Source organism: Ruegeria sp. BJ6 (genome assembly GCF_056537885.1).
This window is the reverse complement of record NZ_JBQFSG010000002.1, coordinates 38,173-54,240: the sequence shown is the minus strand read 5'-3', so window position 1 is coordinate 54,240 and position 16,068 is coordinate 38,173. Positions and strand designations below refer to the sequence as shown.

Sequence of the window (16,068 nt, the reverse complement as noted above, 5' to 3'; positions counted from 1 at the left end):
CTTGCACCCGCCCGCTGCCTCCGCAATCTGCTGCACAGCAAGATGAACGGAGCATACTGATGCAGGATCAGCCCCCCCGCGCCGCGGACCTTTTGGCCACAAGACTTTATGAGGCAGGGTGTCGCCACGCCTTCGGAATGCCCGGCGGCGAGGTTCTGACACTGGTGGATGCGCTGGAACGGGCCGGAATCGCCTTTCATCTGGCCAAGCACGAGAACTCGGCCGGGTTCATGGCCGAGGGTGTTCATCACCGCGACGGCGCTCCGGCGATTCTTGTGGCCACACTCGGGCCCGGCGCAATGAACGGTATCAATGTGGTCGCCAACGCCCTGCAGGACCGGGTGCCGATGATCGTTTTGACCGGATGTGTCGATGCGGACGAGGCGCTGACCTATACGCATCAGGTGATGGACCACAGTCAGGTCTATCGCTCGATCACCAAGGGTACATTCTGTCTGACTGCCGAAGGGGCGGATATCGTTGCTGACAAGGCGGTATCTCTTGCCACGCAGGCCCGCCCGGGTCCGGTTCATATCGATGTTCCCATCTCGGTCGCCGATACCCGTGTCAACGGCACCAAGCGTCGGCGGCTGGCCAAGGCCGCGCCGGTCGCGCCCGAAGGAACCTGCCTTGAGAAGGCGCGCAAATGGGTCGCCGAAGCCGAACGCCCGTTGGCAATCATCGGTCTTGATGTGCTCTATGACGACTCCAAGGCCATCGTGCAGGCGTTTCTGGAACATTTCGGCATCCCGTTCGTAACCACCTACAAGGCCAAGGGGGTCGTGCCCGAAGATCACCCTCTGTGTCTGGGCGGAGCAGGTTTGTCACCATTGGCCGACAAGCATTTGGTTCCGCTGGTGGAGCAAGCTGACCTGATCCTTTGCCTCGGGTATGATCCGATCGAAATGCGCCCCGGCTGGCGCGAGATTTGGGACCCGGACAAAAAGCGCGTCATCGATATCGCGGCAGTGGTCAATGATCACTACATGCATCAGGCCAGTCTGAATCTGGTGGCCGATACCGGCGCCACGCTGGAGGCCATTGCCAAAGGAAACCCTGCTTGTGCAACCTGGCCCGATGGCGAACCCGAAAGGGTCAAGGCTGCACTGGCACAGGTTTTCCCGATTGATGATGAATGGGGGCCAGCGGCGATCATTGCCGAAACACGTGCAACCTTGCCGCCTGAAACGCTGGCCACTGCCGACAGCGGCGCGCACCGCATCCTGCTTAGCCAGATGTGGTCATGTCCAGAGGCGCGCGGACTGATCCAGTCCTCGGCGCTATGCACGATGGGTTGCGCCGTACCGATGGCCATGGGCCTGAAGCTGGCCGAACCCACCCGACCGGTCATCAGCTTTTCAGGCGACGCAGGATTTCTGATGGTCGCGGGTGAGTTGTCCACCGCAGCCGAGATGGGCGGCAACCCCATCTTTCTGGTCTTTGTTGATGCCAGCCTCGCGTTGATCGAACTAAAGCAGCGCGGGCGTCAGATGACCAATATTGGCGTTGACTTCGACCGCCACGACTTTGCCGCCATGGGCCGCGCTTTTGGCGGCAATGGTGTGACTGTCCGCAACCGTGCCGAATTGCGCGAAGCGCTGGAACAGGCCGTGCAGGCGGATCGGTTTACCGTGATTGCTGCGGAGATTGACCGGGGAGGTTATGATGGCCGTATCTGAAGGACCGCTGAAGGGCGTCAAGGTTCTGGATCTCAGTCGCATTCTTGCCGGGCCGACGTGCACGCAATTGCTGGGTGATCTGGGCGCCAGTGTCATCAAGATCGAAAACCCGGCCACCGGTGGCGATGATACCCGTCAGTGGGGTCCTCCCTATGTCGTGGATGACGAAGGTAAAAACTCGGACCTGAGTGCTTATTTCATGTCCGCCAACCGAAACAAGAAATCCGTGGCAGTGGACATAACCACTTCGGAAGGTCAGGCCACCGTACGCCGCCTGGCTGCCCATGCGGATATTCTGATCGAGAACTTCAAGCCGGGGGGGCTGGCCAAATACGGTCTGGATTACCAATCCCTGTCAGCAGAACTGCCGGGCCTCGTTTATTGTTCGATTTCGGGGTACGGACAGACCGGCCCGAATGCCGCAAAACCCGGCTATGACCTGATGGCGCAGGGATATGGTGGGATCATGTCACTGACGGGCGAGCCTGATGGCAACCCGATGAAAGTCGCCGTCGGTATCGCCGACGTAATGTGTGGAATGTACGCGTCTGTCGGTATCCTTGCCGCTCTGCGCCACCGCGACCTGACTGGTGAAGGCCAGCAGATCGACCTTGCGCTGGTTGACGCGCAGGTGGCCTGGCTGATCAACGAAGGTGTGAACTATCTGACATCCGGCGCTGTTCCTCAACGGCGTGGAAACGGGCATCCAAATATCGTGCCCTATGACGTCTACCAGACCGCCGATGGGCACGTCATTCTGGCGGTTGGCAACGATAGCCAGTTCAGGCGTTTCTGTGGCTTTATCGGACGCGAGGATTTGCCGGAGGACCCACGGTTTGCCACCAATCCGGCACGGCTGGAACACCGGGACGCTCTCAACGCGATTCTGCGACCTGCTGTTCAAACCCTTGCGACCCGGCATGTTATTGAATCGCTCGAAGAACTCAGGGTTCCGGTCGGACCTGTCCAGTCACTCAATCAGGTTTTTGCGTCGGATCAGGTGGAAGCACGGCAGATGCAGATCGCCATGCAGGCCGACCCGGGTGAAGTGCAATTGATAGGCAATCCGCTGAAATTGTCGAAAACACCTGTAACATTTCGCCATGCTCCGCCCACGTTCGGAGCGGACACATTGAGGGTCCTGAACGCGGAAAATCCCTTCGAAGATTGAAACACTAAGCGTTCTTCGGCGGGGGTTCGCTGAAACATGCCCTTGAATCGGCGGTTTTTTTCGCTTTTTACACACACAGGATTTCACCAATTCGAGAGCAGCGTCGATACTGTTACGCCGCACCAATACAGTCTGATAAATCAACAACAGCGAAATCACGCAATTGGATTGGACCCAGGAATGAAACAAGACATTTTCGGACAAGTGAACAGCATAACCCGTGCAGACAGCGTCGACGCATGGAATGGTGTTCTGCTGGGTTTCATGGCGCACTCTGCGGTTACGCCGCAGCATCTGGGCCGCGTTCTGGAACAGGAACCGGATTTCGCCTTGGCACACGCGATCAAGGGCCTGTTCACGTTGCTTCTGGGGCGGCGCGAGTTGTTTGCCGTTGCAACCGAGGCGCTTGCGACGGCCGAGGCCGCAATGGCGCGACAGCCGGCATCCGCCCGTGAACGTCTGTATGTAGACGCGCTGCGCCTGTGGCTAGCAGGTAAACCGACCCAATCCGTACAGAAATTCGAAGACGTGTTGCGCGCGCATCCCGATGACACACTGGCGATGAAACTCAGCCATGCGACGCGCTTTGTTCTGGGCGACGCGCAGGGAATGCGCCGGTCCATTGAACGTGTGATGCCTGCTTATGCTCCGGACCATCCGGGGCGCGGCTATTTGCTGGGCTGCCATGCCTTTGCACTGGAAGAAACAGGTGCCTACGAAAAGGCAGAAATCGCAGGCCGTCAGGCCCTGTGGATGGTGTCAGACGATGCGTGGGGATTGCACGCAGTGGCGCATGTCCATGACATGACAGGTAATGCCGCCGAAGGGCTGGAATGGCTGGCTGGTCGCGAGGATGCCTGGGCGCATTGTAACAATTTCCGTTATCACGTCTGGTGGCACAAGGCGCTGATGCATCTGGACATGGGTCAGATTGATCCGGTGATGGAGCTGTATGACGCGGAAATCCGCAAGGACAAGACCGACGACTATCGCGACATATCGAATGCCACTTCCTTGCTGTCGAGGCTAGAACTGGAGGGTGTCGATGTCGGCAACCGCTGGGAAGAGCTGGCCGACCTGAGCGCAGCCCGCACCGAAGACGGTTGCCTGATCTTCGCCGACCTGCACTACCTGCTGGCCCTGACCGGCGACAACCGATCGGATGCCACGGCGAAAATGTTGAAGCGCATCCACAACGACGCCAAAATGGCCGGCGACGACATGACCCGCCGCATGGCTGATCCGGGGCTTGCCGCGGCGCAGGGCCTCGAAGCGTTTGGTGACGGGCAGTATGGGCAGGCATTTGACCACCTGCTGAACGCACGCGGGTCGATGCAGCAGGCAGGTGGCAGCCATGCGCAGCGCGATGTGTTCGAACGTATCACGATCGACGCAGGCCTGCGCGCAGGACGTCTGGACGCGGTTGAACGCATTCTGGATGACCGCCGCGCGAAACGCGCCGGCGGCGAGGACAACTATGCCCTTGCGCGTCGCGACCTGATCGCGGCGGCCCGCGGTGAAGGCAACGCACAAAGCGTTCCCGCCGAATAACAAGAAGACTCAAGAAGGACAGAGAACGTATGGCGACTGTATCGCCCGCTACTGATTTTGCTCAGGTCGCGGCCTCGTCCGCGACCCCTGCCCGCACGCGCGATCCGCGACTGGATTTCTATCGCGGTATCGCGATGTTCATTATCCTGATTGCCCATATTCCAAACGACCCCTGGGCCAAATGGATACCCGCGCGTTTCGGCTTTTCCGATGCTACCGAAATTTTCGTCTTTTGCTCGGGCATGGCGTCTGCCATCGCCTTTGGCGGTGCCTTTCTACGCAAGGGATGGTGGTTGGGAACCGCGCGTGTCGCCTTTCGAATCTGGCAGGTTTACTGGGCGCATATCGGCCTGTTTTTCTTTGTTGCAGCGTCCATGGCTGCCCTGGATTTGTCCGGCTGGTTCGACAAAAGCTATGTGTCTTCACTGAACCTGCAGCATTTCTTTGAAGATCCCATGCCAAACATGGTTGGCATGTTCACGCTCACCTATGTCCCGAACTACTTTGATATTCTACCGATGTATCTGGTGGTGCTGGCGCTGATGCCGCTTTTCATGGGGCTGTCACAGATCGGCTTTTGGGCAGTGGCCGTCACGTCGGTCGGGATCTGGTTCGTGGCCCAGACAGGCGCGCTTGCCCTCCCGGCCGAGCCGTGGTCGGATCGGCAATGGTTCTTCAACCCCTTTGGCTGGCAACTGCTGTTCTTCACCGGTTTTGCCTTCATGCGCGGCTGGATACCCGCGCCGCCTGTATCGAAAACCCTGATCTGGGCCGCAGCCCTCTTCCTGATCCTGTCCGCACCATTTGGATCGTGGAAAGTGTTCCTGTGGGTTCAGGCATGGAACCCTGACATCGCCGCTGAAATCCGCAAGGTCTGGCCTCTGACCGAAGTGTTGAGAGGGAAGACCGAATTCGGGTTGTTCCGGTACATCCACTTCCTGTCACTGGCCTATCTGGGTTGGGTCGCCGCGGGTGAACATGGGCATCGTCTGATCGCCACCGGCCATGGGATCGGCGCGCGAATCTGGCAATTCATACTCAGGCTCATCACCAAAGTCGGGCAGCAATCGCTGGCAGTTTTCGTTTTTTCCATGGCTGCTGCGCGACTTATCGGCGTTGGACTGGACCAGACTGGGCGGGATTCTGCCAGTGTGTTTGCCGCTAACATGATTGGCTTTGCCATGATCATCGGCGTGGCCTATCTGGCCGCGTGGTTTAAGTCACATCCTTGGAAGACCAAAAAATGAATTTTACACGTCGCGCATTTCTCGCGTCGACTTCGGCGCTTGCCTTTGCCCCGGCCACTTTTGCCACCGGCGGTGAGGTTCCTTTTGACCGGAGCGATGTCATCAAACTGGCCCGCGATCTGGCCAGCCGTCCCTACGCCGAGCGTGCGATGGTGCCGCAGGAATGGCAGGATCTGACCTATCAGCAGTACCGTTCGATCCGGTTCCGGCTGGACAAGGCGCTATGGTTTGAAACGGAAACACCCTTCAACGTGGATTTCTTCACGCCGGGTCTTTATTTTCCGCGCACGGTTCAGGTGTCGACCGTTGAAAACGGCATGACCACCCCGGTCATGTTCGACCTTGAAATGTTCACCCGCTCGGAAGAGGTGCCGGAATTGCCGGTGGACGAAACCCTCGGCTTTTCTGGCCTGCGGCTGCGGACCGAGATGCACCGCCCCGGAAAGACCGATGAGTTCTGCGTGTTTCAGGGCGCGAGCTATTTCCGGGCCATCGGACTACACGAGGTTTACGGCTTGTCTGCACGTGGCCTGGCCCTGAAAACCGGCGATCCCGATGGCGAGGAATTCCCGGAGTTCATCCGCTTTTGGCTGGAACGCCCGGCGCCCGGTCAGCGCAATATGATCGTACATGCCCTGATGGACAGCCCGAGCGTAACCGGAGCCTATCGGTTCGACGTCTCGGCAGGTGACGACTGTGTCATGGAGGTCGAAGCCACCCTCTTTCCGCGCACGGATCTGACCCACGTTGGTATCGCGCCCGGCACGTCGATGTTCCTGTACGATCAGACCAATCACAACCGTTTCGATGACTTCCGCCCGGCGGTGCATGACAGCGACGGCCTGTTGATCACCAACGGCGCAGGAGAGGTTCTTTGGCGACCGCTCGCCAACCCGACCCGGCTGCAGATCTCGTCTTTCGTGGACACCAATCCGCGCGGTTTCGGTCTGTTTCAGCGCAAACGAGAATTCTCGGACTATGCCGACCTTGAGGCCAACTATCACAAGCGCCCCGGTCTTTGGGTGGAGCCAAAAGGGGATTGGGGCAAAGGTACGGTCACTCTGGTCGAAATACCCGCCGATCAGGAAATCTATGACAACATTGTCGCGTATTGGCGCCCGGCCGAGGCATATGCCGCTGGCCAGCAGGTGGACATGTCTTATCGCCTGATCTGGGGTGAAGAGCCGCAACGTACTGCGATGCCGCGCGTCATCAATACGGCCATGGGTGAAAACACGTTCGGCGAAGGACGTCTGGCCGTGATCGATTTCGAGGCCAGCGATCTGTTCGAAGACATCGAGGCGCTCAACATCTTTGTGCAGTCGCCCCATTCAGAAACCTCTGAGGGTGTGCTGCAGCGCAATCCCGACACCGGCGGTGTTCGGCTGGCCTTTTCCTTTGAGCCCGGCGACCGCGATCACGTCGAACTGAGGGCTCAGCTACGGCTTGGCAAACAGCCCGCTTCCGAGGTCTGGCTGTACAGATGGACCACATGACACGCGACCTGCATATCATGCCGCCCGAGGCCGCCCTGCCCATGCCCGCGCAGGATTTCGGATCGAGGTTTCGCGATGCACATGTGCCTTCGGGCGCCCAGCGCCAGTCGGCAGGCTTCTGGCGTGCATTGGCCTTTTCTCCGGCAATGGTCGCCACCCTGACGTTGTTGTGGATCATGACTGACTGGTTCAGCGCGCAGGGGATCAACCTGATCGAAGGTGTGCTGCTGGCGTTGATCTCATTCAATTTCTTCTGGATTTCTTTCACCGTCTGCACCGTTTTGCTTGGAATGGCCTCGCTTTCCCGGCAGGAACGCCCAAAGCGGCAGGCCAACTCGCAACCACTGCGGGTCGCCTTGCTGATGCCAGTTTATAACGAGGTTCCGTGGTTCGTTTTGGGTAACGCCCGCACGATGTTGGAAGAATTGCGCGCACGCGGCGGGCAGCATCACTATGCAATGTTCATATTGTCGGACACCCGGGACGAGGAAATAGCGGCACAGGAACAGGCCAGCGTCGAGGCGCTGCGCACCACCCTCGCCCCCGGTCTGGAGCTTTATTACCGGCGGCGCGAACAGAATACGGATCGCAAAGTGGGCAACATCGCCGACTGGGTCAGCCGCTGGGGCGCCGACTGGGACGCAATGCTGGTTCTGGATGCCGACAGCCTGATGACCGGACGCGCAATCGTTCGTCTGACCGATGCACTGTCCCGCGATCCCGGTGCGGGCCTGATTCAAAGCTATCCGCAGCTGATCGGGGCGCAATCCGTCTTTGCCCGCATGCAGCAATTCGCCAATGGCGTCTATGGCATCGCCTTTGCTGAAGGGCTGGCGCGCTGGTGTGGTCAGGAAGGTAATTACTGGGGGCACAACGCCATTATCCGCACACGTGCGTTTGCCAGCAGCGCAGGCCTGCCCAAGTTGCGATCGTTCGGCGGGCAGGAAAAGCTGATCATGAGCCACGATTTCGTCGAGGCCGGTCTGCTGCGCCGCGCCGGATGGGGTGTGCGGTTCCTTCCGCGCATCCGTGGCTCGTACGAAGAAACACCGCCGACGCTGATCGATCACGTCCTGCGCGACCGCCGCTGGTGTCAGGGCAATCTGCAACATCTCAAGCTGTTACGCTCACGTGGATTCCGGGCGGTATCGCGGTTTCACATGTTCCATGGCGCGGTTGGCTATCTGATGTCTCCGCTGTGGTTCGCATTGCTTGTCATGTGGGCGCTGATTGGTCAGGGCAAGGATGCCTCGGTGCTGCATTATTTCAGCCCGGACAATCCGCTGTTCCCGCAATGGCCGGAAATGTCGGAAACCCGGCACGTGCTGATCATTCTGGTGATGTACGCCATGCTGCTGGCCCCCAAAATTCTGGGCGTGGCGGCCCTGCCCCTGAGCGGCACGCGCTATTCCGAATTTGGTGGCGGCCGCCGGTTTGCAACATCGTTCCTGTTCGAGGTCATCCTATCGGTCCTCTATGCGCCGATTATGATGGTGCAACAGATGATTGCCGTGTTCCGCACCGCGCTTGGCCTGCAAAAGGGTTGGTCGCCTCAGGCGCGCGATGGTGGCACCTACGGACTGCGCACGCTGATTTTCTGTCACGCGCTGGAGACCGTCAGTGGCATTGCCCTAAGTGTTGGTATTGCCGCCGGGCTGGTTTCTGTCTGGCTGGCGCCGATTGCCATCAGTCTGGCGCTGGCAATTCCTTTGTCCGCGCTGAGCGGTGTATCCGCCAAGGCCGCACGTCGTATGGTTGGTATGCGTGAGGATTTTCGCGAACCGGCAATTACCCGATCTGCCCGCCGCCATCGAGACGAATTGAAACGGGTGATCGAAGGCAAAGCCGTAATGACCCCGGCGGAATGATCAACTGCCGGGCAGGCCTTCGTACCAGTCCACCATCATGTCAGCCCATCCCTTCGGAACCGTGTGCCCCCCGGGAAACAGGGCAAACTCCAACGCACTGCCATCCGCACATCGGGTCCACTTGCGGCGCATGAATGGGCCGGTTGTACCGAAGGCGTCGGGCCGATTGTCGACGCATTCATTTGCTGTGCGCCATATCTCCAGCCCCGCAAAGATATCGCCCTGCTGAAACCGACCGCCTCCAAGATACCGGCCTTCCAGCGGGACGACATTGTCGGTCCAGCCATGAGTATGGAACAAGCGCACTGGCCCTTTGCATTCCTCTGGATGTGGCCGCCAGAACCCGCCGGAAACGGGCGCATAAGCGGAAAAGGTTTCGGGTGCCGCGCAAGCCAGATAGTTCACCATGAACCCGCCTGCGGAAAATCCGCCCAGAACAACCCGGTCACCGTCAATCCCGAAACGCTCGACGGCATCCTCGACCACATCAGTCAGAAACGCAGCCTCATCCCGCCCTTCCCAGCCCGGATAGAAGTTCCAGCTTTTCCTGCCATTTCGAACGGCCCCTTCAGGTGCCATCACCGCGTACCCCCGAGCCAGTAGAGGGTCGACCATATTGCGGTTTTTCATCGTGCCTGCAGCACTGCCGCCATATCCATGCAAGAATATTACCAAGGGAGGAGTGTCCGCCCGGGGTAACTCAATATGATACGCTCCCGACGCAACCTCACAATGCCCTTCCTCATCCCCGCAGGTGGCCTGTGCGGCCTGTCCGAAAATGCCAAAGCACAAGGCCAGCCACAATTTCTTGTTCATCACGTGTCCTCTTTGAAATTCGCAACGGGTAGACCCGCCCGCACCCATCCAGGTCCGGCTGCCGAGCCCAGCATTCCTTCGGGCACATCAATGATGTTGGTAAAGCCTGCTTCGGTCAGAAATTTACTCATTCGGGCAGAGCGTACTCCGCGCGCACAGATCAGCGCGATCGGGGCCCCCCGATCCCCTGCCGCAAGGTGCGCAACCGTCTCAGCAAAATCATTGCGGCGCATATCGACCGGATGTGCGCCATCACCGATACCGGTAGCGCGCCATTCACGGGGTGTTCTGATATCGACCAGGATGATCTTGCCGGATAGGGCCTGTTTGTGCGCCTCACCAACTGTCAAGCTACCGCCGTCATAATCCGGTGGAATCAAACGGTATTCGCGAACGGCCAACCCACCCGCCACTGCCGTACCGCCCGCCAGCAATAGCCAGCGCCGGGTTTTGGAATGGCCAGCCTTCTCGTTCACTACACGACCTCCTTGCTGCTTACGCGGCTAATATCACAGCACAGCCGCAAATTCTGCCATTTCCACTTTTTCATCAATCAAGTTCACGTCATGTGCCTATGCGGTTTACTCTTCGCCGCAGACTGGCCCTATGAAACATCGAATTTCCCGCAATAGCTGGACACTATGAGAATTATCCTTACAAAATCAGAACCACTTTGACCGCCCAGACCGGAGTATCGCACTTGTCCCTATTCCTTATCGCGGCCCTTCCTTTTCTCGGAGCTGTCTTTCCGGCCCTGTTGATCCGTGCCGGACGAAATGCAGCCGCATCGTCGGCGGGGTTAACAAGTTTTCTGGCCTTTGCCGGTTTGCTGATTCACACGCCTGCGGTCATGCGTGGCGAGGTGGTCACAGCCCATTTCGACTGGATTCCCGGTCTGGGGCTGAACGCGAATTTCATGCTGGATGGGCTGGGTTTTCTGTTTGCCGGGCTGATCCTTGGCATCGGCCTGCTGATCATCCTCTATGCGCGGTTCTACCTGTCACGAGAAGATCCGATGGGTCAGTTCTATACCTATTTGCTGCTGTTTCAGGGCGCGATGGTCGGAATTGTTCTTAGCGACAACATCCTGTTATTACTTGTTTTCTGGGAGCTAACCTCTCTCAGCTCGTTCCTGCTGATCGGGTATTGGAAACACCTGCCCGAGGGACGGCAAGGCGCGCGTATGGCACTTGCGGTTACCGGTTCGGGCGGGCTGGCGATGATCGCGGGTATGCTGATCCTTGGCAATATCGTGGGGTCTTATGACCTCAGTGTGATCCTTGAAAATCGCGAACTCATTCAGGCATCCCCCTATTACCTGCCTGCACTGGTTTTGATCCTGTTGGGGTGTTTCACCAAATCCGCGCAATTCCCGTTTCACTTCTGGCTGCCACACGCGATGGCCGCGCCGACACCGGTGTCGGCCTATCTGCACTCTGCCACGATGGTAAAAGCGGGCCTGTTCCTTATGGCGCGCATGTGGCCGGTCCTGTCGGGCACCGATGCGTGGTTTTATATCGTGGCGACAACCGGTCTGGTGACCATGCTGATCGGGGCTGTAATTGCTCTGTTCAAGGACGATCTGAAAGCGCTGCTGGCGTTTTCGACCGTATCGCATCTGGGACTGGTGACAATGCTGCTGGGCTTTGGCACCAAAATTGCCGCCGTCGCGGCCATTTTCCACATCATCAACCACGCGACCTTCAAGGCGGCCCTCTTCATGACGGCGGGCATCGTCGATCACGAGGCACACACCCGCGACATCAAACGGCTGGGCGGGTTGCGGCACCTGATGCCGATCACCTTTACCATCGCGGGTATCGCGGCCCTGTCCATGGCCGGTCTTCCGCCGCTGAACGGGTTCCTGTCCAAGGAGATGATGCTGGAGGAGACGGTCCATACGACCTGGCTGAATTCACACTATCTGGTGCCCGGTCTGGCGCTGCTGGCGGCGTTGTTTTCCGCCGCCTATTCGTTCCGGTTCATCGGGCATGTATTCCTTGGCCCCGAACGTAACGATTATCCCGCGCATCCGCATGATCCACCCGTGGGTATGTGGCTGGCACCTGCTTTCCTAGTGGTGCTCGTGGTGCTGATCGGCTTGTATTCCAATGCAATCGTGGGGCCACTGGTCGCCGTGGTATCCAGCGCTGTGATCGGGGGCGAAAAGCTGCCCTATTACTCACTGAAGCTTTGGCATGGTTTCACCCCTGCACTTTACATGTCGGCGGTTGCAACGGTGGGAGGGTTGTTCCTGTTGTCCCTGCATCGTCGTGGCGAGCAGATTTGGAACGCACTGCCGCGACCCGAAGCCAAGACGATTTTTGATGCCGTTATTCACGGATTTACAGCCCTGAGCCGCTGGATCACGGACGAGTTGCACAATGGTGTCATCAGCCGCTACGCGATTATCATGATCACCTTTACCGTGGGCCTGGGATATTACGCCTATTCCACCGGCTCCATCGGCATTGAAACCCGTGTTCCGTTGCCTGCACCGATCATTCCGATCATCGGCTGGGTCTGTCTGGTCGGCGCGACCCTGGCCATCATGTGGTTCCACCGCAACCGCCTGTTGTCGCTGGTCCTGATCGGCGTTGTCGGCCTGATCGTATCAATGGCGTTCAACTATCTTTCGGCCCCCGATCTGGCACTGACCCAGATTTCGGTCGAAGTGGTGACGATGATCCTGTTGCTGCTGTCGCTGAATTTCATGCCGACAGAAACCCCGTGGGACAGTTCCGCAGCGCGACGTTGGCGGGACGCTGCCATTTCGGTCGTGGCCGGGATCGGCTCAGGCGGGCTGATCTATGCGCTGATGATGCGCGACTTTGCCTTTCCGACGATCTCGGATTTCCATCTGGCCAATTCGTACAAAGGCGGTGGCGGGACCAATGTGGTCAACGTGATCCTGGTCGATTTCCGGGGCTTTGATACCTTTGGCGAGATCATCGTGCTGGGCATCGCCGCGCTGGTTATCTTTGCCCTGACAGAGAGTGTTCTTTCCACAAACGTTCGCGCCTATCTGCTGAACCGTAAACCGCACTGGCCACAATCCGGCGACTCACATCCGCTGATGATGGTTGTCGCCACCCGCGTAATGATGCCCATCGCACTGATGGTTGGCGCCTATATCTTCTTCCGCGGCCATAACCAGCCCGGAGGCGGCTTCATCGCCGGTCTGATCGTCGCCATCGCCTATCTCATGCAATACATGGCCAGCGGTTACACCTGGGCCATCGAACGGCAGCGTTTCTACTATCACGGCACCATTGGCTGGGGCGTACTGATCGCGGCGGCAACAGGACTGGGAGCATGGTTCAATGAACGGCCTTTCCTGACCAGCGATTTCGGCTATCTTCACTGGCCACCGCTGGAAGAATTCGAGTGGGCGACGGCGATGCTGTTCGACACGGGCGTGTTCCTGGCGGTTCTGGGTGCGGTCATGCTGGCTCTCGACAGTCTGTCGCGTTTTGCTTGGCAGCCCGGCATGGCGCAGGAATTCCCGATGGACATCAACCCGCTGAGGGACGATCAGCCTGAAGAAGAACAAGAAAAGGAGCAGGCCTGATGGAAGCGCTGGTTGCCTCTGCCGTAGGCGTTCTGACCGCCGCCGGGATATTTCTGATCCTGCGTCGCCGCACTTTCCCGGTCATTCTGGGCCTGTCACTGCTGACCTACGCGGTGAACGTGTTCCTGTTCGCAACAGGCCGGCTGGCCCTGAATGCACCTGCGGTTCTGAACAAATACGAGGATGTGCCCTACACCGATCCCTTGCCACAGGCGCTGGTGCTGACGGCCATCGTGATCTCGTTCGGAATGACTGCGGTCATCGTAATGATCGCGCTCAGCGCCTATCTGTCGTCAAAGGATGATCATATCGACATGACCGCGCAGGACAGCGTGGACGCGCCGGGAGAAGACGCATGAACCACTGGATCGTTGCGCCCATCGTCCTTCCGGCGATCCTGGCCCCGTTCATCATCATGGTCCTGCGTTATCATCTGGACCTTCAACGCATCTTCTCGGTCGCAGGCGTTGTGGGCCTGCTGGGCATCGCGCTAACGATTACAGCGCAAGCGTCGGGCGGGGATATTCACGTATACGAACTGGGCGACTGGCCTGCCCCGTTCGGAATCGTCCTGGTCCTTGACCGAATGTCAGCCATGATGGTGCTGTTGACGGCGCTTCTGGCCATACCGATCGTACTATATGCCATCGCGTCAGGATGGGACGACAGAGGTAAACATTTCCACGCGTTGTTCCAGTTCCAGCTGATGGGCGTCTGCGGTGCATTCCTGACTGGTGATGCATTCAACCTGTTCGTGTTCTTCGAAGTTCTGCTGATCGCATCCTATGGTTTGATGACCCATGGCGGGGGCGCGGTCCGGCTGAAGGCAGGCGTGCAATATGTTACCTACAACCTTCTGGGTTCGACCCTGTTCCTTTTCGCGCTTGGCACCATCTACTCTGTTACCGGGACACTGAACATGGCCGACATGGCCGTCAGGGTGGCAGAGCTGCCGACCGAAGATACGGCACTGATACGGGTCGGCGCCGTTCTTTTGCTACTGGTGTTCTGTATCAAAGCCGCTGTTTTACCGCTGCATTTCTGGCTGCCCGCCAGTTACGCCAACGCGCCGCTGCCTGTGGCCGCCCTGTTCGCGATCATGACCAAAGTCGGCGCGTATTCGATCCTGCGGGTCTACACGCTGGTATTCGGCCCGGACGTTTCCATCACTGAAGGTCTGGTTGGCGACTGGTTGCAACCTGCGGCGTTGCTTACTCTGGCGGTGGGAACAATCGGCATACTGGGTGCCCGCCACATCGCGCGCATGGTGGCCTTTTGCGCCATCGCTTCGATGGGGACGCTGCTGATTGCCATCTCGTTGTTCAGCGAAGCGGCGACCGCCGCCGCGTTGTACTATATCGTCCATTCGACCTTGGCGACCGCTTTGTTGTTCCTGGTCGCCGATCTGGTGATGGAGCGTCAGGGCGGCAGCATCGAGCCGAAACCTCCGATGCCGCAAAGCGGGCTGATCTCGGCCCTGTTCTTTGTGGGTGCCATCGCCATGGCCGGGATGCCACCGCTGTCCGGTTTCATCGGCAAACTGCTTGTGCTGGACGCATCACGTGACGCAACCGACGCCAACGCGGTCTGGGCCGTGATCCTGATCGGGTCCTTCGTGACCATCGTGGGCCTCGCCCGGGCGGGCTCTCTGATCTTCTGGAAAAGCCATGACGAGCAGCACAATACCGAACAAGACCCCGAAAACGAGGAAGAGGTCGTTGCCCTGCCCGCACCGGAACCACAGCCCGGTCTGGCATTTACCGCCATTTTCGGTGCCGTCTTGGGTCTGGTGCTGCTGACCCTGTTCGCAGGGCCCGCGCTGGAATATTCCAGAAATACAGCAGCGCAATTGTTCGCACCTGAGCAATACATTTCTGCCGTACTGGGAGGGGAAGAATGATGAAACTGCTACGCCGGGTATTCCCTCATCCCCACCTGACCATTCTATTGACGCTGGTCTGGATGCTGCTGGCGAACTCGCCATCGCTCAATTCACTTGTATTCGGCCTGATACTGGGGATTGTTATTCCATTCATCACACAACCCTACTGGCCCGACCGTCCAAAGCTGCGCAACTGGCCGATGATCGTTGAATACATACTGGTTGTGCTGTGGGATATCGTAATTGCGAACATCACGGTCGCCCGGATCATCCTGTTCAAGCGGGATGCGGCGCGTGAGCCGAACTGGATCTGCGTCCCGCTGGAACTGCGTACACCCGAGGCGATTACGGTGCTTGCCGGCACGATCACCATGACGCCGGGTACGGTCAGTTGCGATTTGTCGGCGCAGGGGCACAACCTGCTGGTGCATTGCCTTGACGCCCCTGATCCCGATGCCGTGCGGGACCAGATCAAAAGCCGCTATGAGCGCCGATTGAAGGAGATTTTCGAATGATCACCTATGCAATCTATTTCACCTTCGCCTGTTTTGGTGCTGCCATCATGATGTGCCTGTGGCGGATCATTACCGCCGAAGGTGTCGGAACCCGCGTTCTGGCGCTGGATACGATGGTGATCAACACGATCGCGCTAATGATCCTGTACGGGTTGAGACTGGGAACGGAAATATTCTTTGAGGCCGCAATGATCATTGCCATGCTGGGCTTTGTTTCAACCGTGGCTTATGCGCGGTTCATGCTGCGCGGCAATATCATCGAGTGAGGGCGG

General features: G+C 58.7%; 13 protein-coding genes. 11 read left to right on the top strand and 2 right to left on the bottom strand.

Features of this window, described 5'->3' with window-relative positions; genetic code table 11:
- Positions 1-59: 59 nt before the first annotated feature.
- The 6 genes from ACR0D6_RS05485 (at position 60) to mdoH (ending at position 9,012) form a co-directional block, all read left to right on the top strand.
- Positions 60-1,679: a thiamine pyrophosphate-binding protein gene (locus ACR0D6_RS05485; protein WP_480764771.1), complete on the top strand. Its 1,620-nt coding sequence runs from the start codon at positions 60-62 to the stop codon at positions 1,677-1,679.
- The gene (locus tag ACR0D6_RS05480; protein WP_480764770.1) at positions 1,666-2,850 is read left to right on the top strand and encodes a CaiB/BaiF CoA transferase family protein; all 1,185 of its coding nucleotides are present in this window, start codon (positions 1,666-1,668) and stop codon (positions 2,848-2,850) included. The genes ACR0D6_RS05485 and ACR0D6_RS05480 overlap by 14 nt, the downstream gene beginning before the upstream one ends.
- Positions 2,851-3,030: 180 nt before the next feature.
- Positions 3,031-4,401, top strand: coding sequence for a tetratricopeptide repeat protein (locus ACR0D6_RS05475; RefSeq protein ID WP_480764769.1), 1,371 nt, complete (start codon positions 3,031-3,033; stop codon positions 4,399-4,401).
- 29 nt (positions 4,402-4,430) lie between these two features.
- Positions 4,431-5,648, top strand: a complete 1,218-nt coding sequence (locus ACR0D6_RS05470) for an OpgC family protein (protein ID WP_480764768.1) — start codon at positions 4,431-4,433, stop codon at positions 5,646-5,648.
- On the top strand, positions 5,645-7,144 hold the full coding sequence (locus tag ACR0D6_RS05465; protein ID WP_480764767.1) for an OpgD/OpgG family glucan biosynthesis protein: 1,500 nt from the start codon (positions 5,645-5,647) through the stop codon (positions 7,142-7,144). The genes ACR0D6_RS05470 and ACR0D6_RS05465 overlap by 4 nt, the downstream gene beginning before the upstream one ends.
- Complete coding sequence (gene mdoH / locus ACR0D6_RS05460) at positions 7,141-9,012, top strand: glucans biosynthesis glucosyltransferase MdoH (protein WP_480765238.1); 1,872 nt, start codon at positions 7,141-7,143, stop codon at positions 9,010-9,012. The genes ACR0D6_RS05465 and mdoH overlap by 4 nt, the downstream gene beginning before the upstream one ends.
- Here mdoH and ACR0D6_RS05455 read toward each other — a convergent pair whose 3' ends face one another.
- Positions 9,013-9,828 carry a CE1 family esterase gene (locus ACR0D6_RS05455; RefSeq protein WP_480764766.1) on the bottom strand — a complete coding sequence of 272 codons (816 nt, stop codon included), beginning with the start codon at positions 9,826-9,828 and terminating at the stop codon, positions 9,013-9,015.
- Entirely contained in the window at positions 9,828-10,304 is a 477-nt protein-coding gene (locus tag ACR0D6_RS05450) for a rhodanese-like domain-containing protein (protein ID WP_480764765.1), read from the bottom strand. Before ACR0D6_RS05450 ends, ACR0D6_RS05455 begins: the two co-directional genes overlap by 1 nt.
- Before the next feature lie 224 nt (positions 10,305-10,528).
- On the opposite strand from ACR0D6_RS05450, the gene ACR0D6_RS05445 reads away from it, so the two are divergent.
- From ACR0D6_RS05445 to ACR0D6_RS05425, 5 genes are read left to right on the top strand one after another with little or no spacing between them, the layout of a single operon-like run.
- On the top strand, positions 10,529-13,399 hold the full coding sequence (locus ACR0D6_RS05445) for a monovalent cation/H+ antiporter subunit A (protein WP_480450120.1): 2,871 nt from the start codon (positions 10,529-10,531) through the stop codon (positions 13,397-13,399).
- Positions 13,399-13,758 carry a Na+/H+ antiporter subunit C gene (locus ACR0D6_RS05440; protein WP_170651569.1) on the top strand — a complete coding sequence of 120 codons (360 nt, stop codon included), beginning with the start codon at positions 13,399-13,401 and terminating at the stop codon, positions 13,756-13,758. Before ACR0D6_RS05445 ends, ACR0D6_RS05440 begins: the two co-directional genes overlap by 1 nt.
- Positions 13,755-15,299, top strand: coding sequence for a monovalent cation/H+ antiporter subunit D (locus ACR0D6_RS05435; protein ID WP_480450121.1), 1,545 nt, complete (start codon positions 13,755-13,757; stop codon positions 15,297-15,299). Before ACR0D6_RS05440 ends, ACR0D6_RS05435 begins: the two co-directional genes overlap by 4 nt.
- A complete protein-coding gene (locus ACR0D6_RS05430; RefSeq protein ID WP_480450123.1) occupies positions 15,299-15,796 on the top strand; it encodes a Na+/H+ antiporter subunit E in 498 nt (165 codons plus the stop codon). Before ACR0D6_RS05435 ends, ACR0D6_RS05430 begins: the two co-directional genes overlap by 1 nt.
- Positions 15,793-16,062, top strand: a complete 270-nt coding sequence (locus ACR0D6_RS05425; protein ID WP_480450125.1) for a K+/H+ antiporter subunit F — start codon at positions 15,793-15,795, stop codon at positions 16,060-16,062. Before ACR0D6_RS05430 ends, ACR0D6_RS05425 begins: the two co-directional genes overlap by 4 nt.
- Positions 16,063-16,068 lie beyond the last annotated feature (6 nt).